The sequence below is a fragment of the Streptomyces sp. NPDC007901 genome (assembly GCF_042959465.1).
GTDB lineage: Bacteria > Actinomycetota > Actinomycetes > Streptomycetales > Streptomycetaceae > Streptomyces.
On the sequence record NZ_JBIBKW010000018.1, the window covers coordinates 49,920 to 70,912 of the forward strand.

21 protein-coding genes are annotated in these 20,993 nt (G+C 69.8%); 7 read left to right on the top strand and 14 right to left on the bottom strand.

Features of this window, described 5'->3' with window-relative positions; genetic code table 11:
• Nucleotides 1–95 precede the first annotated feature (95 nt).
• A complete protein-coding gene (locus ACFZDK_RS40935; RefSeq protein WP_390980425.1) occupies nucleotides 96–1,394 on the top strand; it encodes a PTS transporter subunit EIIC in 1,299 nt (432 codons plus the stop codon).
• Between the two features lie 133 nt (nucleotides 1,395–1,527).
• Nucleotides 1,528–2,775 (top strand): PTS transporter subunit EIIC, encoded by a 1,248-nt coding sequence (locus ACFZDK_RS40940; RefSeq protein WP_390980427.1) that lies wholly within the window; start codon nucleotides 1,528–1,530, stop codon nucleotides 2,773–2,775.
• A 126-nt stretch (nucleotides 2,776–2,901) separates the two neighbouring features.
• Here the strand turns inward: ACFZDK_RS40940 and ACFZDK_RS40945 are convergent, their stop codons facing one another.
• Nucleotides 2,902–3,654 (bottom strand): MBL fold metallo-hydrolase, encoded by a 753-nt coding sequence (locus ACFZDK_RS40945; RefSeq protein ID WP_390980429.1) that lies wholly within the window; start codon nucleotides 3,652–3,654, stop codon nucleotides 2,902–2,904.
• A gap of 237 nt (nucleotides 3,655–3,891) precedes the next feature.
• Between ACFZDK_RS40945 and ACFZDK_RS40950 the strand changes: the two genes are divergently transcribed.
• Nucleotides 3,892–4,350 carry a type II toxin-antitoxin system PemK/MazF family toxin gene (locus tag ACFZDK_RS40950; RefSeq protein WP_390980431.1) on the top strand — a complete coding sequence of 153 codons (459 nt, stop codon included), beginning with the start codon at nucleotides 3,892–3,894 and terminating at the stop codon, nucleotides 4,348–4,350.
• A gap of 3 nt (nucleotides 4,351–4,353) precedes the next feature.
• Here ACFZDK_RS40950 and ACFZDK_RS40955 read toward each other — a convergent pair whose 3' ends face one another.
• The 9 genes from ACFZDK_RS40955 to clpS all read right to left on the bottom strand — a co-directional run bounded on the left by ACFZDK_RS40955 (nucleotide 4,354) and on the right by clpS (nucleotide 12,171).
• Complete coding sequence (locus ACFZDK_RS40955; protein ID WP_390980433.1) at nucleotides 4,354–4,848, bottom strand: hypothetical protein; 495 nt, start codon at nucleotides 4,846–4,848, stop codon at nucleotides 4,354–4,356.
• Nucleotides 4,849–4,970: 122 nt separating this feature from the next.
• The gene (locus tag ACFZDK_RS40960; RefSeq protein WP_390980435.1) at nucleotides 4,971–7,043 is read right to left on the bottom strand and encodes a putative Ig domain-containing protein; all 2,073 of its coding nucleotides are present in this window, start codon (nucleotides 7,041–7,043) and stop codon (nucleotides 4,971–4,973) included.
• A gap of 244 nt (nucleotides 7,044–7,287) precedes the next feature.
• Entirely contained in the window at nucleotides 7,288–8,238 is a 951-nt protein-coding gene (locus ACFZDK_RS40965; RefSeq protein WP_365693035.1) for a cysteine synthase, read from the bottom strand.
• A gap of 7 nt (nucleotides 8,239–8,245) precedes the next feature.
• On the bottom strand, nucleotides 8,246–8,524 hold the full coding sequence (locus tag ACFZDK_RS40970) for a MoaD/ThiS family protein (RefSeq protein ID WP_089106666.1): 279 nt from the start codon (nucleotides 8,522–8,524) through the stop codon (nucleotides 8,246–8,248).
• A gap of 87 nt (nucleotides 8,525–8,611) precedes the next feature.
• Nucleotides 8,612–8,707 carry a putative leader peptide gene (locus ACFZDK_RS40975; RefSeq protein ID WP_338059066.1) on the bottom strand — a complete coding sequence of 32 codons (96 nt, stop codon included), beginning with the start codon at nucleotides 8,705–8,707 and terminating at the stop codon, nucleotides 8,612–8,614.
• Between the two features lie 99 nt (nucleotides 8,708–8,806).
• Complete coding sequence (locus tag ACFZDK_RS40980) at nucleotides 8,807–9,229, bottom strand: Mov34/MPN/PAD-1 family protein (protein ID WP_390980438.1); 423 nt, start codon at nucleotides 9,227–9,229, stop codon at nucleotides 8,807–8,809.
• 133 nt (nucleotides 9,230–9,362) lie between these two features.
• Nucleotides 9,363–10,823 carry an amino acid permease gene (locus tag ACFZDK_RS40985; RefSeq protein WP_390980440.1) on the bottom strand — a complete coding sequence of 487 codons (1,461 nt, stop codon included), beginning with the start codon at nucleotides 10,821–10,823 and terminating at the stop codon, nucleotides 9,363–9,365.
• 354 nt (nucleotides 10,824–11,177) lie between these two features.
• Complete coding sequence (locus ACFZDK_RS40990) at nucleotides 11,178–11,783, bottom strand: DUF2017 family protein (RefSeq protein WP_390980442.1); 606 nt, start codon at nucleotides 11,781–11,783, stop codon at nucleotides 11,178–11,180.
• A gap of 70 nt (nucleotides 11,784–11,853) precedes the next feature.
• Nucleotides 11,854–12,171, bottom strand: a complete 318-nt coding sequence (gene clpS / locus ACFZDK_RS40995; protein WP_359226597.1) for an ATP-dependent Clp protease adapter ClpS — start codon at nucleotides 12,169–12,171, stop codon at nucleotides 11,854–11,856.
• A gap of 57 nt (nucleotides 12,172–12,228) precedes the next feature.
• On the opposite strand from clpS, the gene ACFZDK_RS41000 reads away from it, so the two are divergent.
• Together ACFZDK_RS41000 and ACFZDK_RS41005 are read left to right on the top strand one after the other, a co-directional pair.
• Nucleotides 12,229–13,575, top strand: coding sequence for a nicotinate phosphoribosyltransferase (locus tag ACFZDK_RS41000; protein WP_390980445.1), 1,347 nt, complete (start codon nucleotides 12,229–12,231; stop codon nucleotides 13,573–13,575).
• A gap of 148 nt (nucleotides 13,576–13,723) precedes the next feature.
• Nucleotides 13,724–14,308 carry an isochorismatase family protein gene (locus ACFZDK_RS41005; protein ID WP_390980447.1) on the top strand — a complete coding sequence of 195 codons (585 nt, stop codon included), beginning with the start codon at nucleotides 13,724–13,726 and terminating at the stop codon, nucleotides 14,306–14,308.
• Nucleotides 14,309–14,406: 98 nt separating this feature from the next.
• Here ACFZDK_RS41005 and ACFZDK_RS41010 read toward each other — a convergent pair whose 3' ends face one another.
• A complete protein-coding gene (locus tag ACFZDK_RS41010) occupies nucleotides 14,407–14,736 on the bottom strand; it encodes a hypothetical protein (protein ID WP_390980449.1) in 330 nt (109 codons plus the stop codon).
• A gap of 122 nt (nucleotides 14,737–14,858) precedes the next feature.
• Entirely contained in the window at nucleotides 14,859–17,207 is a 2,349-nt protein-coding gene (locus ACFZDK_RS41015; RefSeq protein ID WP_390980451.1) for an immune inhibitor A domain-containing protein, read from the bottom strand.
• Nucleotides 17,208–17,631: 424 nt separating this feature from the next.
• On the opposite strand from ACFZDK_RS41015, the gene ACFZDK_RS41020 reads away from it, so the two are divergent.
• Nucleotides 17,632–17,925, top strand: a complete 294-nt coding sequence (locus ACFZDK_RS41020; RefSeq protein ID WP_355711291.1) for a hypothetical protein — start codon at nucleotides 17,632–17,634, stop codon at nucleotides 17,923–17,925.
• A 95-nt stretch (nucleotides 17,926–18,020) separates the two neighbouring features.
• Here ACFZDK_RS41020 and ACFZDK_RS41025 read toward each other — a convergent pair whose 3' ends face one another.
• The gene (locus ACFZDK_RS41025) at nucleotides 18,021–18,716 is read right to left on the bottom strand and encodes an RDD family protein (RefSeq protein ID WP_390980454.1); all 696 of its coding nucleotides are present in this window, start codon (nucleotides 18,714–18,716) and stop codon (nucleotides 18,021–18,023) included.
• A 72-nt stretch (nucleotides 18,717–18,788) separates the two neighbouring features.
• On the bottom strand, nucleotides 18,789–20,327 hold the full coding sequence (locus tag ACFZDK_RS41030; RefSeq protein WP_390980456.1) for an RDD family protein: 1,539 nt from the start codon (nucleotides 20,325–20,327) through the stop codon (nucleotides 18,789–18,791).
• A gap of 242 nt (nucleotides 20,328–20,569) precedes the next feature.
• Here ACFZDK_RS41030 and ACFZDK_RS41035 point away from each other — a divergent pair, with 242 nt between their 5' ends.
• Nucleotides 20,570–20,983 carry an SsgA family sporulation/cell division regulator gene (locus ACFZDK_RS41035; RefSeq protein ID WP_390980458.1) on the top strand — a complete coding sequence of 138 codons (414 nt, stop codon included), beginning with the start codon at nucleotides 20,570–20,572 and terminating at the stop codon, nucleotides 20,981–20,983.
• The last annotated feature ends 10 nt before the right edge of the window (nucleotides 20,984–20,993 follow it).

Sequence of the window (20,993 nt, forward strand, 5' to 3'; positions counted from 1 at the left end):
ACCGTCTGCCGACTGGTCTACACCAGCTGGTGGGCGGTCGACAAACCCCCGCGGCCGACCCCGCGGTGGAGCCGAGCGGCCCGGAGGACGTGTCCATGAGTGCCGAGAGCGCCGACAGGGCGGTCGTTCCCGTGCGGGAACGGTGGAACGCCCTCTTCCAGGGGCTGCAGAAGATGGGGCGCAGTCTGCAGCTGCCGATCGCGGTGCTGCCGGCCGCGGGGATCCTCAACCGGCTGGGCCAGCCCGACGTCTTCGGCGACCAGGGGCTCGGCTGGACGGATGTCTCCCAGGTGATGAAGGGCGCGGGCGGTGCCCTGCTCGACGGCTCGATCGGGCTGCCGCTGCTGTTCTGCGTCGGGGTTGCGATCGGGATGGCGAAGAAGGCGGACGGTTCGACGGCGCTGGCGGCGGTGGCGGGGTTCCTCGTCTACTACGGGGTGCTGCACCAGTTCCCGCAGGACTGTCCGGGCGGGTCGAAGACCCTGCCGGGGATCGGCTGCCAGGTGCGCGACGGGTCGGTGTCGACGTTCACGTTCCAGAACCCCGGGGTCTTCGGCGGGATCGCGCTGGGGCTGCTGACGGCCTACTTCTGGGCGCGTTTCCATCGCACACGGCTGGTGGACTGGCTGGGGTTCTTCAACGGGCGGCGGCTGGTGCCGATCATCATGTCGTTCGTCGCGATCGTCTTCGCGGTGCTGTGCCTGTGGGTGTGGCCGCCGGTCGGGGCCGGACTGGAGAGTTTCAGCCACTGGCTGCGGGACGCGGGCGCGTGGGGCGCCGGGGTGTTCGGGGTCGCGAACCGGGCGCTGCTGGTCATCGGGCTGCACCAGTTCCTGAACGTGCCCATCTGGTTCCAGTTCGGCAGCTACACCACGCCCGAGGGCCAGACCGTGCACGGCGACATCAACATGTTCCTGGCGGGCGACCCGGACGCCGGCCAGTTCACCTCGGGCTTCTTCCCGATCATGATGTTCGCGCTGCCGGCCGCGGCGCTGGCCATCACGCACTGCGCCAAGCCGCACCGGCGCAAGGAGATCGGCGGTCTGATGCTGTCGGTGGCGCTGACCTCGTTCGTGACGGGCATCACCGAGCCGCTCGAGTACTCCTTCCTCTTCATCGCTCCCCTTCTCTACGCGGTCCACGCCCTGCTCACGGGCGTGTCGATGGCGGTGACCTGGGGGCTGGGCGTGCACGACGGGTTCAGTTTCTCGGCGGGGCTCATCGACTACGTCATCAACTGGAACCTGGCGACGCGGCCTTGGGCCATCGTCCCGATCGGCCTGTGCTTCGCGGCCGTCTACTACGTGATCTTCCGCTTCGCCATCACGAGGTTCGATCTGAAGACCCCGGGCAGGGAGCCGGAGGACGAGGTGGAGGACGTCACCAAGGCTTGAGCGGACGGTTGTCGTCCGGCGCACAAAGCGTAGTTATCCGGTTGCGGAATTGACGGGTTCCTTATAACGCCCCCATCGTGTACAACAGGTCTACACCACTGAGTGGTGTAGACCACCACCCGATGGAGGAAGTATGACAACCGCCACCACAACGGCGGCTCCCACAAAGAAGTGGGGATCCGGTCTGTTCCAGGGCCTGCAGAAGGTCGGCCGCAGCCTCCAGCTCCCGATCGCCGTGCTCCCGGCTGCGGGTCTGCTGCTCCGCTTCGGCCAGCAGGACATCCACGACAAGCTGCATCTGCCCGACAAGGTCACCTCGGTGTTCGCCACGGCGGGCGGCGCGATCTTCGACAACCTCCCGATGCTGTTCTGCATCGGTGTCGCGATCGGCTTCGCCAAGAAGGCGGACGGTTCCACCGCGTTGGCCGCCCTGGTCGGCTTCCTGGTCTACAAGAACGTGCTCACCGCGTTCCCCGTCACCGAGGCCAAGGTCCAGGCGGGCGCGGACATAGCGGCCACCTACAACAACCCCGGTGTGCTGGGCGGCCTGGTGATGGGTCTGCTGAGCGCGGTGGTCTGGCAGCGCTTCCATCGGACCAAGCTGGTCGACTGGCTCGGCTTCTTCAACGGCCGCCGGCTCGTCCCGATCATCATGGCCTTCGTCGGCACGGTGATGGGTGTCTTCTTCGGCCTGATCTGGAAGCCCGTCGGCGACGGCATCTCCGACTTCGGTGAGTGGATCACGGGTCTGGGCGCCTTCGGTGCCGGTCTGTTCGGTCTGATCAACCGCGCGCTGATCCCGGTCGGCATGCACCAGTTCGTCAACACCGTCTCCTGGTTCCAGATCGGCGACTTCAAGGACGCGTCCGGCCAGATCGTCCACGGTGACCTCACCCGCTTCTTCGCGGGTGACCCGACGGCCGGTCAGTTCATGTCCGGCTTCTTCCCCATCATGATGTTCGGCCTGCCGGCCGCCGCCCTGGCCATCGCGCACACCGCCCGCCCGGAGCGCCGCGCGGCCGTGATGGGCATGATGATGTCGATGGCGCTGACCTCCTTCGTGACCGGTGTGACCGAGCCGATCGAGTTCACCTTCATGTTCATCGCACCGCTGCTGTACGCGATCCACGCGGTGCTCACCGCCCTGTCGATGGCGATCACCTGGGCGCTCGGGGTGCACGCGGGCTTCACGTTCTCCGCGGGTGTCATCGACTACGCGCTCAACTGGAACCTGGCGACCAAGCCCTGGCTGATCATCCCGATCGGCCTGGTCTTCGGAGCGATCTACTACTTCCTCTTCCGCTTCGCCATCGTCCGCTTCAACCTCCCCACGCCGGGCCGCGAGCCCGAGGAGGAGGTCGAGGACCTCACGAAGGCGTGAGGCCCCTCCGGCAGCGCACATGACGAAGGCCCCCCGCAGCCCGGCGGCTGCGGGGGGCCTTTGGCGTACGTACAGGCCCCGCGCGGCGGAGCCGCACATCCGGTACAGCCCTGTAAGTACAGCCGTTCAGATCTCGTACGTCACCCTCGGCGCCGCGAGATCCACCGGGCCGTCGAAGACCTCGCGGGCGTCGGCGAGGTTGACGGCGGGGTCGGTCCACGGCGGGATGTGGGTGAGGAGCAGCCGGCGGGCGCCGGCGCGGGCGGCCGTCTCGCCGGCCTCGCGGCCGTTGAGGTGGAGGTCCGGGATGTTCTCCTTGCCGTGCGTGAAGGCGGCCTCGCACAGGAACAGGTCGGTGTCCCGGGCCAGCTCCTCCAGCGCGTCCGTGACCCCGGTGTCGCCCGAGTACGTCAGGGACGTCCCCGCGTGTTCGATCCGGATGCCGTACGCCTCCACGGGGTGGCGGACCCGCTCGGTGTGGACCGTGAAGGGCCCGAGGTCGAACGTGGACGGCTTGACCGTGTGGAAGTCGAAGACCTCGCTCATCGAGGAGGCGGTGGGGGTGTCGGCGTAGGCGGTGGTGAGGCGGTGTTCGGTGCCCTCGGGGCCGTAGACCGGGATCGGGGGGCACGGGCCGCCGTCGTGGCGGTAGTAGCGCGCCACGAAGTAGGCGCACATGTCGATGCAGTGGTCGGCGTGCAGATGGCTCAGGAAGATCGCGTCGAGGTCGTAGAGACCGCAGTGACGCTGCAGCTCGCCCAGGGCGCCGTTGCCCATGTCGAGGAGCAGCCGGAAGCCGTCGGCCTCTACGAGGTAGCTCGAACAGGCCGATTCCGCGGACGGGAACGACCCCGAGCAGCCGACGACGGTGAGCTTCATGAAGCAGAAACCTCCGTTGGCGGAAACCCAGATGCGCTGGCAACTGGAGTCGGGAAAAAGGGCATGACGGGGGTCGTGCGGTTTGTCGAGCGTAAGGCGCAAAAGGGCCGGTCGCTCCTCCGCCAGGGGCCGTTGTGGGCGAACTCACCTGTGGTGTCACCGGTTCGGCTGGACCGGGGGCGCAGGAGGATTGCGCAAGGGCGCGCGGCGATTATCTCGCGCCGGTAACGTCGTCGTATGGACACGTCATGGTGGCTCGCGCTCGCGGCAGTCGTCCTGCTGGCGCTGGTCGCCACGCTCGTGGACGGGTGGGGCAGGGGGCACCGTCCGCGTGGGCACCGGACGCGTCCGCCGGGACATCCGCGCGCCACGCGTGAGCAGGTCGGACGGCCCCATCCGGGGGACATCTGGTGGGCCAGCGTGCCCTACGAGGACGGTCCCGGCGCCAAGGACCGGCCCTGTCTGGTGCTGGCGGTGCGCGGGAACCGGGCCACCGTCGCCAAGATCACCAGCAAGTACCACGACGAGCGGGCCGGGGTGATCCCGCTGCCGCCGGGCTCGGTCGGGGACGCCCAGGGCCGGCCGAGCTTCCTGGAGACGGACGAGCTGCGCGAGCTCGCGGTGTGGGACTTCCGGCGCCGGGTAGGCGTGGTCGACCCGGTGCTGTGGGACCAGGTGCGGCACCTGGCCAACTGAGGCTCAGTTAACCCTTACGGTGACCTGCCACTCCTGGATGCCCTTGCAGGAGACCCCGCCGGGCGCGGTGGGCTCGGCGCACAGCGGGCGGGTGGAGGAGAGGGTGACCGTGCCCGAGGCGACCGCCTGGTAGGCGGCCCCGGCGTCACCGCCGCGCAGCATGATCCCGTAGTTCATCGGCTTCAGGGAGCCCGCATCACCGGCCGTGGCGATCTTCTTCCAGGGGCGCTGCTCGGAGCCGGTCAGGGTGACCCGGAAGGTGCCGTCCGCGGCGAGGCAGAAGGTACGGCCGCTGTCGGCGGTGGTGAGCTCGGAGGTCAGCGGGGTGCAGCCGCCGGAGGAGCTGCTGGCGCTGGGGCTTGCACTGGGGCTGGCGGTAGGCGAGGGGGTCACCGCGCCGCTGCCCTTGTCCCCGCCTCCGCTCTGCGAGCCGCAGCCCGCCAGCAGGAGCAGGCTCGCCGTGGCGAGCGACGCGCGGTGGAACGTCGTACGGCGCATGAGGTGTCCGCCTTTCCGTCGGGGAACGGACCCTTGGTGCCGATATGACGTATCCGCCCCTCGTACGGATCCCGCACCCGGACGGCTTCCGGGTGCGGGATCCGGTCAGTGCGCGGGAGGGGTCAGCCGGTCGTGACGGCGGTGTCGTCGACGACGAAGCTGGTCTGGAGCGAGGAGTCCTCGACACCGCTGAACTTCAGGGTGACGGTCGAGCCCGCGTAGGACCCGAGGCTGAAGGACTTCTGCACGTACCCGGAGGCCGCGTTGAGGTTGGAGTACGTGGCCAGGGTGGTCGAACCGGCGGTGACCGTCAGCTTGTCGTACTGGGTGCTGGTGGTGGTCTCGGCCGTGTCGACGTGCAGGTAGAAGGTGAACGTGGTGTTGGTGCAGGCGGCCGGGATCGTCACCGACTGGGAGAGCGTGTCGGTGTGCGAGGAGCCGTAGCCGTCCAGCCAGGCCTTGTACGAGCCCGCGTGGGCGGCCTCGCTGCTGGAGTTGGTGATGACACCGCTGGAGGCGGTCCAGGTGGTGTTGCCCGACTCGAAGCCGGCGTTGCCGAGCAGCTGGGACGAGCTGCAGGAGCCGCCGCCGCTGGTGCTGACCGTCCAGGTGAAGGAGGCCGAGCCGGAGGCGCCGGTGGAGTCGGACGCGGTGACGGTGACGCTGTAGGTGCCCGCGGTGGACGCCGTACCGGAGATCAGGCCGGTGGAGCTGGAGATGGACAGGCCGGTCGGCAGACCGCTCGCGCTGTAGGTGAGGGTCGCGCCCGCGCTGTCGCTCGCGGAGATCTGCAGGCTGACCGAGCTGCCTGTGGCGGTGGACTGGCTGCCCGGGTTGGTGACGGTCACCGTGTTGCCGGTGCTGGTGCCGGAGGTGAAGGCGGCGGTGCCGTTCGGGGTGCCCCAGCCGGTCGGGCCGTCGTAGCCGGTGCCGGCGGTGCAGAAGTACGAGGTGGAGCAGGAGCCGTTGTTGCCGCTGGTGACGTCGTACAGGTTGCTGGTGTGCGAGTACGGGTACTTCGCCGGGTAGTCGCTGGAGCCCGGGGTGCCCGCGAGGGCGTAGACGCCGGCGATGATCGGCGAGGAGGCGCTGGTGCCGCCGTAGACCGCCCAGCCGGAGCCGCCGTAGGTGTCGTAGACCGCCACACCGGTGGCCGGGTCGGCGACCGCGGAGACGTCGGACTCCATGCGCTTGGTGCAGCCGGTGTCGGTCTGCCAGCTCGGCTTCGCGTCGTAGGCGGAGCAGCCGGAGCCGGTGCCCTCGGTGGAGCTGGTCTTCCACACGGACTCGGTCCAGCCGCGGGTGCTGGAGGAGGTGGAGAGCGCGGTGCCGCCGACGGCGGTCACGTACTGGGAGGTCGCCGGGTACTCGGCGCCGTAGGCGGAGTCACCGGAGGAGACGGTGATCGCCACGCCCGGGTGCTTGAAGTAGGAGGTGTCCTCGCTGGTCTGGGAGGACGACTCGGAGCCGCCCCAGCTGTTGGAGACGAACTTGGCGCCGAGCGCGACGGCCTCGTTCTCGGCGGTGCCGAGGTCGGAGTCGGTGGCGGAGTTGGCCTCGACGAGGATGATGTTGCAGTTCGGGCAGACCGCGCTGACCATGTCGATGTCGAGCGCTTCCTCGCCGGCCCAGCCGGAGTCGTTCGTGGGCAGCGAGGTCGTCGAACCGGTCTGGCTGACCTGCTTGAAGCAGCCGTTGGCCACGGTGCACGCCGACAGGCCGTACTGGGAGCGGTAAGTGGCCAGGTCGGAGGCCGCGTTGGGGTCGTTGTAGGCGTCGACCACGGCAACGGTCAGACCGGAGCCGCCCGTCGAGGGCAGGTTGTAGGCGCTGTGCAGGTTGGTCGGGCTCAGACCGGAGGGGGCGGCGGCGAGCGCCGAGGACAGCCGCTGCTTGATGTCGGTGCGGCGCTGGGCGAAGCAGGAAACCGAACCGGGCTTGGTGGCGGTGGCGCACAGGTGCTTGGTGGGCACCTTCTGGCCGGCCTTGCCGGTGCTGTGCACGGCCTGCCGGGCCGGGTCGGTGAGCGCCTTGGCGTTCTGGGTGACCCGGGAGGTGTGGGCGGTGTGGGCGGTCTGGGCCGCGGCGGTCTGCGCCTGCGCGGTCGGTGCCGCGACGAATCCGGAGACGGTGAGGGCGAGGGCGGGGAAGGCGAAGGCCAGGAGTCTTCGCAGGCTCCGTCGTGATTCACGCATGGGGTACTGCCTCCATCAGTGGGGTTACAAGGCAGGCCCGTGACGCGCGTAGCGGCGGCAGAGTGCGCGATCATGAGCATGACACTTCGAACACCCTGCGACACCAAGGTGCGTGGCATGACAGGACGGTGCAGAACCTAACGGGATCCGGTCGCGGACGGCTCCCCCGGACGAAGATCTTTGCCCCGGCATAGCGAGCGCTTAGCCCCCTCATAGGAGGGGGTTGGCGCGTACATGATGAAGACTATGCCCAGAGCTGACCCTGGAGGGTCGCGATGGCTTCCTCGGTGGTGGCGGCGGTGTAGACGCCGGTCGACAGGTACTTCCAGCCGCCGTCGGCGACCACGAACACGATGTCCGCGCTCTCCCCGGCCTGTACGGCCTTCTTCCCGACGCCGATCGCGGCGTGCAGCGCGGCGCCGGTGGAGATGCCCGCGAAGATGCCCTCCTGCTGCAGCAGCTCCCGGGTCCGGGTCACGGCGTCCGCCGAGCCGACCGAGTAGCGGGTGGTGAGCACGGAGGCGTCGTAGAGCTCGGGCACGAAGCCCTCGTCGAGGTTGCGCAGCCCGTAGACCAGGTCGTCGTACCGGGGCTCGGCGGCGACGATCTTCACGTCCGGCTTCTGCTCGCGCAGGTACCGGCCGACGCCCATGAGCGTGCCGGTGGTGCCGAGCCCGGCGACGAAGTGCGTGACCGACGGCAGGTCGGCGAGGATCTCCGGACCGGTCGTCGCGTAGTGCGCACCGGCGTTGTCCGGGTTGCCGTACTGGTACAACATCACCCAGTCCGGGTGCTCGGCGGACAGCTCCTTCGCCACCCGCACGGCGGTGTTGGAACCGCCCGCCGCCGGGCTGGAGATGATCTCCGCGCCCCACATGCCCAGCAGGTCCCGGCGCTCCTGCGAGGTGTTCTCGGGCATCACGCAGACCATGCGGTAGCCCTTGAGCTTGGCCGCCATCGCGAGCGAGATGCCGGTGTTGCCGGAGGTCGGCTCCAGGATGGTGCAGCCCGGGGTGAGCCGGCCGTCCTTCTCCGCCTGCTCGATCATGTGCAGGGCCGGGCGGTCCTTGACCGAGCCGGTCGGGTTGCGGTCCTCCAGCTTCGCCCAGATCCGGACGTCGGCGGACGGCGAGAGCCGCGGCAGGCACACCAGGGGGGTGTTGCCGACCGCGGCCAACGGGGAGTCGTAGCGCATGCCGATCTCAGGCCATGCCACCGGCGACCGCCGGCAGGATCGTCACGGTGTCGCCGTCGGTGAGCTTGGTGTTGATGCCGTCGACGAAACGGACGTCCTCGTCGTTCAGGTACACGTTGACGAAGCGGCGCAGCTTGCCGTCGTCCACGATGCGGGCGTGGATGCCGGCGTGCCGGGTCTCGAGGTCGTTGAAGAGGTCGGCGATGGTGTCACCGCTGCCCTCCACCGCCTTCTGACCGTCGGTGTACTGGCGGAGGATGGTCGGGATGCGGACCTCGATGGCCATGGTTGCGGGCTCCTGTCGGAAAGTCTGGGTGGTTGGGCGCGCACAGCAGCACGCCGCGGCTCATGGCCGTACGGCGGCAGGGAAACGTCAACAGATGGCGCTGTTCAGCCTGCACAGGTCGACGTGCAGCCGCGCCACGAGCATGCTGCCCGGCGCCTTCTCGCTCACGTCGTGGAAAACCATGCGGTCATCGTATCGATTCCCGGGCGGGGTCCTGGAGTGTGATCCCACATGCCGGACGGATTCCGGCCGCACTTTGAGACGAGGTCGAGGCCCGCGGATCTAGTACGACCCCACCACCACGACCTCCTCCTCCGTCACCTCGCCCTCCACGATCCGGTACGAGCGGAACTGGAAGTCGCCGAGGTTGTCGGTGTCCGCCGTGGACACCAGGACGTAGTGGGCGCCGGGCTCGTTGGCGTAGGAGATGTCCGTCCGGGACGGGTACGCCTCCGTCGCCGTGTGGGAGTGGTAGATCACCACCGGCTCCTCGTCGCGGTCGTCCATCTCGCGGTAGAGCTTCAGCAGGTCGCCGGAGTCGAACTCGTAGAACGTGGGGGACATCGCCGCGTTCAGCATCGGGACGAACCGCTCGGGGCGGTCCGAGCCCGCCGGGCCCGCGATGACGCCGCACGCCTCGTCGGGGTGGTCCTTGCGCGCGTGGGCGACGATCTGGTCGACGAGGGCCTGGGTGATGGTCAGCATGTTCGCCAGGATAAGCAAAGGGCCGCCCCGTACCGGTGGGTGGTACGGGACGGCCCGGATGCCGGACGCCCTGAGCGGCTGCCGCAGGGGGCGCCACGAGTGCTCCCCGCGGCGGGCGTCCCGGAGGGGTTGGTCAGTTCACCTTCTCCAGCGGTGCCGGCTCACGGCGCTCGGCCACCTCGGGATTGCGGTTCTTCAGGACCAGCCAGCCGACGCCGAGCGCGGCGGCCCAGCCGGCCATCACGTAGAGGCAGACGCGGGAGTCGGCGTCGTAGGCGATCAGGCAGGTGACGAAGAGCAGGAACACGATGGCGATCCAGCTGCACACCGCGCCGCCCGGGGCCGGGAAGGTGGAGGCCGGCAGCCGGCCCGCCTCCACCGCGCGCCGGTACAGGACGTGGCTGATCAGGATCATCAGCCAGGTCCAGATGCCGGCCGCGGTGGCGACGGAGGTGACGTAGCCGAAGGCCTTCTCCGGGACGACGTAGTTGAGGAGCACGCCGATGCCCATGAAGAGGACCGAGACGGTGATGCCGAACGCCGGGGTCTTCGACGCGGACAGCTTGCGGAAGACGGCCGGGGCCTCACCGCTGTCGGCGAGGGTGCGCAGCATGCGGCCCGTGGAGTACATGCCGGAGTTGCAGGAGGAGAGGGCCGCGGTGAGGACGACGAAGTTGACGATGCCGGCGCCGGCCGGGATGCCGATCTTCGCGAAGGCCGCGACGAAGGGCGAGACGCCCGGGGCGAACTCGGTCCACTTCACGACGCAGAGGATCACCGTGAGCGCGCCGACGTAGAAGAGGGCGATGCGCCAGGGGAGGGTGTTGATCGCCTTGGGGAGGGTCTTCTCCGGGTTCTCCGACTCGCCGGCGGTGACGCCGACCAGCTCGACCGCGAGGTAGGCGAACATGACGCCCTGCAGGGTCATCAGGGAGGAGCCGACGCCCTTGGGGAAGAAGCCGTCGAACTGGTAGAGGTTCGCGACCGACGCGGTGTCGCCGGCGCTGCTGAAGCCGAAGGTCAGGACGCCCAGGCCGATCACGATCATGCCGATCAGGGCGGTGACCTTGACCATGGAGAACCAGAACTCCAGCTCTCCGAACACCTTCACGGAGATCAGGTTGACCCCGAAGAGGATCACCAGGAAGACGAGCGCGGTCACCCACTGCGGCACGGCCGGGAACCAGTAGTTGACGTAGATCGCGGCGGCCGTCAGTTCGGCCATGCCGGTGACGACCCACATCAGCCAGTACGTCCAGCCGGTGAAGTAGCCGAAGAACGGGCCGAGGAACTCCCGGGAGTACTCGGCGAAGGAGCCGGAGACCGGGCGGTAGAGCAGCAGCTCGCCGAGGGCCCGCATGATGAAGAAGACGATGGCGCCGGCGAGGGCGTACATCAGGATGAGGCTGGGTCCGGCCTTGGCGATGTTCGCCCCGGCACCCAGGAAGAGCCCGACGCCGATGGCGCCGCCGATCGCGATCATCTGGACCTGGCGGCTGCCGAGCCCGCGCTCGTACCCCTCTTCAGAGGCTTCGGAGGCCCCGGTGGCCTTTCCGGAGTCCTTCTCCGGCGTGTCGACCTGAGCGGAGGTCATGTGTGGTGTGCGCCTTTCTCCATGCCGAACCGGGCCTCTCGTCGGCCTCGGATCGGGTTTCGATCCCCCCGGATGATGGAGCGGTGCCTGACCGGTGGTGGCCGGTTCGGTGGCGCACCCGGACGTACACATGGGTGGTGTGCGCGCCGGGCGGTCGTGAAGATTTATCACGGCCGCAACACTGATCACCGGGATCCGCCGAGAGGGATTGTGGCGCACGCCACTGGAAGAAGCGGACAAAGTGCGGCCGAAAAGGGCATACATGGCCGCATCGGTGACTGGATCGTTATCCGGATTTGAGCGTCCTCTGAGCGAACGCGAAATCCGAACCTTCTACGACATAAGGGTCGCGGTTTACGGCATCAGGGTGACGACGAGAGTCTCCTGGAGGCCGCCGAGCCACAGATAGGCCATCACCATCGGCTTGCGCGGGTCCTCGTCCGGGAGCCGGTAGAGCAGGTCGGTGTCGTCCTCGTCGGTGATGTCGAGCCGGGAGCCGATGGCGAGACGCAGGTCGTTGAGGGCGCCGAGCCACTGCCGGGACTCGTCCTGGGACAGCTTGAGGACCGCGCCGGACTTCTCCACGGGGGCGAGGGCGTCCAGGGAGCGGATCACCGCCAGGGCGCTCTCCCGCTTGCCGGCCCGCAGGTCGTTCTCGGTGTAGCGGCGGAACTCGGCCGAGTGGTCCCGCTGCTCCGCCGCCGCCTGCTCCGAGTCCGGGGGCTTCTCCGGGTCGCAGTAGGCGTCCGGGAAGAGCCGGCGCAGCACCGGGTCGGCGGGCGCCTCGCTCGGGCCCTCCGCGAACAGCTCGGCGAGCGGGTCGTCCGAGGCGTCCTCGGCGGGACCGGGGCCGATGAGCTCCAGGAGCTGGACGGCCAGCGTCCGGATGATCGAGATCTCTACGTCGTCGAGGGCGACGGCCGCGCCGCCGCCGGGGAGCGGTTCGAAGATTCCTGGCATGGAGGGGGTTCGCTGCTTCCGGTCCTGGTCGAGGAGTCCTGGTCGAGGAGTCTGGCTGCTTCCGGTCCGGCTATTTCCGGTCCTGCTGGAGGGTGGCCCACAGTCCGTAGCCGTGCATCGCCTGCACGTCGCGCTCCATCTCCTCGCGGGTACCGCTGGAGACGACCGCCCGGCCCTTGTGGTGCACGTCCAGCATGAGCTTGTGGGCCTTGTCCTTGGGATAGCCGAAGTACGTCTGGAAGACGTACGTCACATAGCTCATGAGGTTGACCGGGTCGTTGTGCACGAGCGTGATCCACGGGACGTCGGGCTCGGGTACGGCGAAGGTCTCCTCCGCCGATTCGGTGCGTTCGATCTCTACGGGAGCGGGTGACGTCACATGGCCCATGCTGCCACGGCAGCCAAAAATCGTCACACTGACGAAATGGGGGTAGCATCTGTTGCCATGAACACTGCGGACCTTGGGCTGCCGGTGGATGTTCCGTCGACGGCGCTCTTCACCGACCAGTACGAGCTGACGATGCTGCAGGCCGCCCTGAAGGCGGGTACGGCCGAGCGGCGGAGCGTCTTCGAGGTCTTCACCCGGCGACTGCCGGAGGGGCGCCGCTACGGCGTCGTGGCGGGCACCGGACGCGTCCTGGACGCGGTCGAGAACTTCCGGTTCGACGACGACGTCCTCGGCTTCCTGGCGGAGCGGGGCATCGTCGACGGGCCGACCCTGGAGTGGCTGGCCGGCTACCGCTTCAGCGGGGACGTCTGGGGCTACCCCGAGGGCGAGGTCTACTTCCCGGGGTCGCCGATCGTACGGGTGGAGGGCTCCTTCGCCGAGTGCGTGCTCCTGGAGACCGTGATCCTCTCGATCCTCAACCACGACTCGGCGATCGCGGCCGCCGCCTCCCGGATGTCCTCGGCCGCCGGGGACCGCCCGCTGATCGAGATGGGCGCCCGCCGCACCCACGAGCTGGCCGCCGTGGCCGCCTCCCGCGCCGCCTACGTCGGCGGTTTCGCCACCACCTCCGACCTCGCCGCCGGCTTCCGCTACGGCATCCCGACGGTGGGGACGAGCGCCCACGCCTTCACCCTGCTCCACGACCACGAGCGGGACGCCTTCCGGGCCCAGGTGGACTCGCTCGGCCGGGGCACCACCCTCCTGGTGGACACGTACGACGTCGCCGAGGCGGTCCGGATGGCCGTGGAGGTGGCCGGGCCCGAGCTGGGCGCGGTCCGCATCGACTCCGGCGACCTGCTGCTCGTCGCCCACCGGGTGCGCCAGCAGCTGGACGAGCTGGGCGCCGTGAACACCCGGATCACCGTCACCTCGGACCTCGACGAGTACGCCATCGCCTCGCTCGCCGCCGCCCCCGTGGACGCGTACGGCGTCGGCACCCAGCTGGTCACCGGCTCCGGGCACCCCACCTGCTCCATGGTCTACAAGCTGGTCGCCCGCGCCGAGTCCGCCGACCCGAAGGCGCCGCTGGTGCCGGTGGCGAAGAAGTCGTCGGGCGGCAAGACGTCCGTCGGCGGCCGCAAGTGGGCGGCGCGGCGGCTGGACGCCGACGGGGTGGCGGAGGCCGAGGTGGTCGGCACCGGCGAGGTCCCGGCCGACCTGGTCGACCAGCAGCTCCTGATCGAACTGGTGAAGTCCGGCGAGGTCGTCGCCCGCGAGCCCCTGGACGCGGCCCGTGGGCGGCACGCGGCGGCCCGGGCCAATCTGCCCCTCTCCGCGACCCAGCTCTCCCGTGGGGAACCGGTCATTCCGACGGAGTATGTGCGGGGGCGCTCGGGTAGCTAGAGCGGGTGCCCGCGTACGCGCCCCGCAAAGCCCCCTCCCCTACGCCCCCGTAAGTCTCTACGCTCGGAGGTCCAGGCCGGGCCCGCACCCCTCTTTTCCGCGTCTCCCCCGTCGACGGACCCGATACCTAAAGCGAAGGACACCGACCATGCGCCGCGCCTTGATCGTCGTTGATGTGCAGAACGACTTCTGCGAGGGGGGCAGCCTCGCGGTGGCCGGAGGTGCCGATGTGGCCGCCGCGATCACGGAGCTGATCGGGCAGGCCCCGGCCGGCTACCGCCACGTGGTGGCGACCCGCGACCACCACATCGCGCCGGGCGGCCACTTCGCCGACAACCCCGACTACGTCCACAGCTGGCCGGCGCACTGTGTCGCCGGTACGGAGGGGGTGGGCTTCCATCCCAACTTCGCCCCGGCGGTCGCCTCCGGCGCGGTGGACGCGGTGTTCAGCAAGGGCGCGTACGCGGCGGCGTACAGCGGCTTCGAAGGCACCGACGAGAACGGGGTCGGGCTCGGCGACTGGCTGCGCGAGCGGAAGATCGACGAGGTGGACGTGGTGGGCATCGCGACCGACCACTGCGTGCGGGCGACCGCCCTGGACGCCGCGAACGAGGGCTTCCGCACGCAGGTGCTCCTCGCTCTCACGGCGGGCGTCGCCGAGGAGACGACGGAACGCGCGCTGGAGGAGCTCCGGGAAGCGGGCGTGGAACTTACGGGGAAGCCGGTGGTCTGACACTTGCTTCGGTAGTGGGCGGCCGCGGGCCGGTGGGGGCTGGTCGCGCCCACGCGGCGGAGCCGCATGTCTCTACAACCCCGCCCCCCTGCGGGGCGCTATGCCGCCGTGGGTCTTCGGAGGAGGGATCTGATCGGTCTCCAGAGTTCGGTGGCGGTGACACCGTTGTCAGGGGCCGTTCTCCATATGAGGCCGTCGGGGTGGTGGAGGACGGCCGTGATCTCGTCCGGGGTCGGTGGGGCGGCATTGCCGCGCAGGTAGACGGCGCGCATGCCCAGGTTGCGGAGCCTCGTCAGGGCCCGGGCGCGGTTCTGGGCGTGGACGAGTACGCGGACGGCGGAGCAGCCGTCCGCGGTGGCGGGGCTGGGCAGGTTCAGCGCCACGACCACCCTGCCGTTCGGCAGCTTGCAGAAGCCTCCTGCGGCCATGCGGTCATACCCCCGTGCGTCTCGGTGTCAATAAGAAAGCCACAGGACGCACCTAAACACGATCGGCGGCGACCCGCCAGGGGGGTCACCGCCGAAACGTGTCTGACCTGCGAAAACTCGAATTACTTCACAGCGGGGCCGACCCGGAGGGAGATCGTCGAGCCGTCCCGGGCCTCCTTCTCGATGCTGATCTTCGTGTTGGTGTCAGTGATCTTGACGCCGCCGGCCGGGTTCGACGCGTCGTAGTAGTCGCTCTTGTGGTCGTTGAAGACCGACACCCCGGACGACTTCCTGATCTTGGTCGCCACGTCCGCCTTGTGCAGCGTGATGCCGTCCGACGCGTAGAGGCTGAACGGCGAGTCGTAGGCCTGGATGCGGTTGCGCATCAGCGTGCCGTCGGACCACTTCAGCGCCGTCGGGTGCGAGTCGATCGGGAGGATCAGACCGGTACCGGGGTGGACGCTGGTGTTGTCGTCCGCCTCGGAGGTGTCCCACTTCCAGATCAACAGGCCGTTCTGGTAGGGGTAGTGCTCCACCCAGTCCGGACGGGTCGTCGAGAAGCCGAAGTTGTACGGGCCGACCTTGAGGGTCTTGTCGTACGACACGTACTGGCGGTTCTCCGCGATGTAGTACTGCGCGTAGTCCTTGGTGAAGGACGCGCCGATGCGGGAGAAGCCGGAGGCGGTCCAAGCGGCGTCCGCGGACTCCGCGTTGTCGGAGAAGAGGGCCGAGCCGTCGGCCGTCACCGTGATCTCGTCGGCCGCGAAGCCCTTCAGCGCCACACCGCCGTCGGTCTGGTAGCGGAAGCGGAGCTGGATCTTCTGGCCGGCGTAGGCGTCCAGCGGGTACGACAGCTTGGTGTACGCGTCGACCGAACCGGTGAGCGCCGGCTTGTCGCTGCCGTCGCGCGGGATGGCCGCGCCGTTCACCGTGCCGTCCAGGGCGGTCCAGTTGGCGCCGCCGTCGGTGGACACCTCGGCGTAGAGGTAGTCGTAGTTCGCCTCGATGTCGTACCAGCCGTCGAGCGAGAGGGTCGCGGACGACTTGCCGGTGAGGTCGACGTCACGGGTCAGCGTGTTCTTGAGGTTGTCGCCGCTGCCGCTCCACCACTGGGCCGAGCCCTCGGCCGGGGTGACGACGGTGGTGGTGACCGCCTTGTCGGGGAGCGAGACCACGAGGGCCTGCTTGTTCTTCGTGTTGTACTCGGCGACGCCCAGCTTGTGGCTGGACTTGGTGTCGGCCTTGGCCACGTCGTAGTTGAGCCAGCCGAGCTGGAGCTTGTCCCAGGCGTTCATGTCGCCCGGCAGGTCGCCGATGGCCTCCTTGCCGGTGCCCAGCCAGGAGCCGGAGGACATCAGGGTCCAGAAACCGGTGGAGTTCTCGCCGCCGTTGGTGTCGTACTCGTCCGGCAGGCCGAGGTCGTGGCCGTACTCGTGGGCGTAGACGCCGAGGCCGCCGTTCTCCGGCTGCATGGTGTAGTCGCCGACCCAGATGCCGGTGTCGCCGACCTGGGTGCCGCCGAGCTTGTTGTTGTCCGGGCCGGTGGCGCCGGCGTCGGTGCCGAAGGCGTACCAGCGGTGCGCCCAGATCGCGTCGGTGCCCTGGGCGCCGCCGCCCGCGGACTCGTCCTCGCCGGCGTGCACGATCTGGAAGTGGTCGACGTAGCCGTCGGGCTCGTTGAAGTTGCCGTCGCCGTCGTAGTCGTAGCGGTCCCACTGGTCGTACTGGGCCAGGTCGGCCTTGATGGCGGCGTCGGACTCGCCGGCCGCCTTCTGGTCGGCGACCCAGGCGGTCAGGCCGTCGCGCACCAGGTTCCAGACGCTGGAGCAGGTGGTCGAGCCGCAGGCGTTGTTGCCGTAACGCGCCTCGTTGTAGGGGACCTTGACCCAGTCGGTGACCTCACCGTCGACCGAGTAGCGGCCCGAGGACTGCTTCTCGTAGTACTTCTTCAGCGACTCGGTGTTCTTGCCGGTGCCGAAGTAGAGGTCCTGGAAGTGGGCCTGGTTGTAGTCCGCCTGCCACGCCGTGGAGTTGTCCTTGGTGCGGTCCGGCTCGGCTATCCGGTTGTGCAGCGGACCGGCCGTGCCGTTGTACCGGGGGTCGGTCTGGTCGCCGAACTCCACCAGGATCGTGAAGATCTTGTCCGTCTTCTCGCGGCCGAGTTCGACGTACTTGCTGTCGCCCTTCTTGCCCTTGAGCTGGACGACCTTGGATCCGTCGCGGTCCTTGACCTGGGCCTTGCCGGATATGACCTGGTCGAGGGCCTCCTGACGCTGGGCCTCCTGGGTCTTGCTCAGGGGGCCGTCGAGGTCGTGCTCCTCCTGCTTCGTCGACGGGTCGTGCCGGTCGACGGTGGCGGCCTTCGCCGGTGTCGCGGCCTCCGCGACCGCGAAGGTGGCGAAGCCTACGGAGGCGGTCGCGAGCGTCACGCCGACGGCGAGTGCTCTGAACGTCCAGGGTCTGCTGGTCACTTGAGTTCCTCCCCCGCGCCGCGCGCACGGCAAGGAGGACCGGGTGATGGTTGGGGGTCCGTGCGCGCACGTTCAACGCGTCGATTCAAGTGACGACATTTGACTACTGGTTTACGAGAAAAGACAGACCTTGGCTCGGAGCATTCAACTGCACTATGCGGAGAGGAAGTTCGCTTTACGGACGCCGAGGGTGCGCACTGCCCACGAAGGACCTCGCTCAACCGGCGCGCATATGCCTGCGGTTGCCGTATGCCATGCGACCGTGCGCCCCCTGTGCACCGGTACCGTGGGTTAGGTCACGCTTACCGGACGTTCCGCTCGGGCATGCACGCGAATAGAGTCGAACGGTGGAACGCCCGGAAACCGGTGAAAACAAGGCCGGTTCCCCCGTCTCACCCCCAATTCTCCCGAGGACACGATTGCCATGCCTCGTCCGACCCCGGCACAGCTCGTCTACGGTTCGTGCACCGTGATCTGCTCGACGCTCGCCATGCTGCTGCTGTCACAGACGAGTTCGGGCATCGGGATCGCGGTCATCGCGCTCGCGGCGCTCGGTCTGGGACTGCTGGTCGCCATGACGGTCCCGCTTCCCCGGCCGCGCACGGTCGCACAGTCCCTGCCCACCCCGACCGCACTGCCCGAGGTGCGGGTCCCCGTACACCGGGAGACCGTGGCCGCCGCCGCGGCCGAGCCCGTCCGGGAGCCCACCGCGCCCTGACGCACGCACACGCACACCAGTGAAGCCGAAGTCGGCGGGTCCGTGAGACTGACGGACCCGCCGACTGCTGTGGTGCCCCCTGCCCTCCCGGCCCCTCACGCAGTGACGACGACCGTCTTCGCGGCCTTGTCGTGCAGCCCCTGCTTGTACGGCTTGTCGAAGAAGCTCCAGCCGCCGCAGATCACGGTCCAGACGCAGGCGCAGCAGAAGGCGAACGGGATCCACAGCACCAGGGCGCGCACCAGCGAGGTCTGGGCGGAGGGTGTGGCGCCGTCGTTCAGGTTGGCGACCCGCATGCCGAGCCACTTCTTGCCGAGGGTGCGGCCCGACTTGGCGATCATCAGGGTGTCGTAGGCGACGAACAGGACGGCGGCGATCAGCGACTGGGCGAAGGACCTGCCGGCCGAGATCTTGTCCCCGTCCATCTGGTACTCGCTCACCCCGAACGCCCAGGTGAGCAGCACGACCACGATGCCCACCAGGATCATGTCGATGATGCGCGCGAGGGTGCGCTTGCCGCTGTCGGCGAGCGGGGGCATCCCGGCGAGCGGGTCCTCAGGACCGCCCTGGCCGCCGCCCGCGCCGTAGGGACCGCCGCCGTAGGAGGGCGGCGGGGGCTGCGCGCCGCCGTACGGAGCGTCGTACGGCGAGCCCGCACCCTGGCCCGCGCTCGGTCCCCCGCTCGGTCCCCCGCTCTGGCCCTCGCTCGGGCCCGACGGCGGCTGCTTCCTGAACGGGTCGTCGTCCGGCGGCTGTCCGGAGCCCGGGGGCGGAGGCGGTTCGGTGCTCATGGCCCGAGTGGACCGCGCGGCGGCCGAGTCCGCATCCGGCGCGCGGCCGTACGGGGTACGGCGGCTGTACCGTCAGCCCGCGACGAAGGTGTGCGCCGCCTTGTCGTGCCAGCACTGGTGCCAGGGGCGGTCGAACAGGCACCAGGCGACGCCGATGATCCCGATGCCGAGCAGACCGGGCACGGTGTACACCAGCCAGCGGCGCAGCGAGGCGCCGAAGGCCGGGGGCTCGTGGCCCTCGATGTCCCGCACCTCCAGACCGAACAGCTTCTTGCCGAGGGTGCGCCCCCACTTGGCGGTGGGCAGCACCTCGTAGAGGAGGCCGACGAGGAGCAGGGCGCCGAGCACGATCCCGAGGTACAGGCCGGTCGTGCCGTCGAGCAGCCAGACGGTCTCGGTACGACCGGACAGCTTGGCCGCGTCGATCTTTTCCTGGACGTGGTCGGCGGCCCGGGTGCCGAACGGTACGGCGGCCACAGCGGTCACCGCGCCGACGACCAGGCTGTCGACGAGCCGCGCCGCGAACCGCTTGCCGAGCCCGGCGGGACGAGCGGCCGCCTGCCGCCGGGCGGCCGCCTGGAAGACGTCGTCCACCGGCGGCTTCCAGGGCGTCACCTGCTGGTCGCCGGCGAGCTGGTGCACCTGCTGCGCCCAGGAGGACTGCCCGCCGCCGGCGCCCGGGGCCATGGGAGTACCGGACGCCATCGGGGACGGGGCCGCGGCGGACTGCTGCGGGGGTACGGCGGGGGCGACGGCCTGGGAGGCGACGGGGGTTGGGGCCGCCCCCTGCGCGGGCCGGGCCTGCGCGGGTGGGGCGGGCTGCGACTGGCTGGCGGGTGGGGCGGGCTGCGACTGGGCCGCCGCCGCCCGGGCCGCGGCCGCCTTGCCGGCGCCGAAGCCGGGACGGCCGGTACCCGGCCCGGCGGCTCCGGCCTCTCCGGTAGCTCCGGCAGCCCCTGCGACTCCGGGCGCGCCCACCGGCCCCTGCGCACCGAAACCACCCGCGCCACCGGCCCCGGCCGCACCCGGGCCACCGGACCCCGGCGCACCGAACCCGCCCGAACCCGCCGCGCCGAACCCGCCCGCGCCCGAACCCGGGGACGGCGTGTTCTCGCCGCGGATCGGGCGGAACGTCATCGTGCCGTCGTCCATGGGGGGCTGGGCCGTGGGCGGGGTGCCCGCCGGGCCGAGCGTCGGCCTGCGGAAGATGAACGTGCCGCCGGAGTCGACGTCCCCCTGGTCCGCCGGCGGGATCGTGGCCGTGCCGTCGGTGCGGGAGGCGTGCCCGTCCGGCCGGGGCGGGGCGCCCGCCGCGGCCCGGGGGTCGGTACCCCAGGCGCCGCCTTCTGCGGTCCAGCCGGCGGCCGGGCCCGGCTGCGGGTCCTCGTCGAAGAAGTGCGGGCCGGTCTCCTCCACTCCGGAGGGCACGGGAGTCGCCGGTCCTGAGCCGGGCGGCGCAGCGAGCGGTTCGCCGTCGGACGGGGCCGGGCGGCTGGTGCCCGGCACCCACGCGGCACCGTTCCAGTAACGGACGTAGCCGGGGATGGACGGGTCCGGGTAGTAGCCCTCGCGGGGCCGTTCGTCACCGGGTGCCGGAGTTGGGGCGCTCATGTCCGTCGTCCCGTATCTGCTCGGGGGTCGTGTGGGAGCCTCCACATCTACCAGACCCGGGTGCCCGCCACCGCCAGTCCCGCAGGACCCGCCCCTTTCCGGGCGGCCCTGTGCACCCCCTTCACCGCACCCGAAAAAAATTTCCCGGAACCCGCGTAATGCTCGCGGCTCCAGCCCCTCTCCACACGTACGGGCCCACGCGCAGGCGCCCGCACGACTGATCGAGAGAGGAAACGGACGTCATGCATCACACCGTGGTGGAACGCGAACTGGAGCTGCGGCTCATCCTGTCCCCCGAGCGGAGCATCCCGGTCCCGGCCCGGCTCACCTACCGCTCCGACGACCCGTACGCCGTCCACGTCGGCTTCCACGTCAACTCCGAGTGCCCGGTCCACTGGACCTTCGCCCGCGATCTGCTCGTGGAGGGGGTGTTCCGGCCGAGCGGGCAGGGGGACGTGCGGGTGTGGCCGACGAAGTCGCAGGGCCGCAGCGTCGTGCTGATGGCGCTGAGTTCACCCGACGGCGACGCCCTCCTTGAGGCGCCGATCCCCCAGGTGTCCGCCTGGCTGGAGCGGACGCTGCGGGTGGTGCCCCCGGGGACCGAGGGCGCGCAGCTGGGGATCGACGACGCGCTCGACCAGCTGCTCGCCCAGTGAGGCCGCCTGC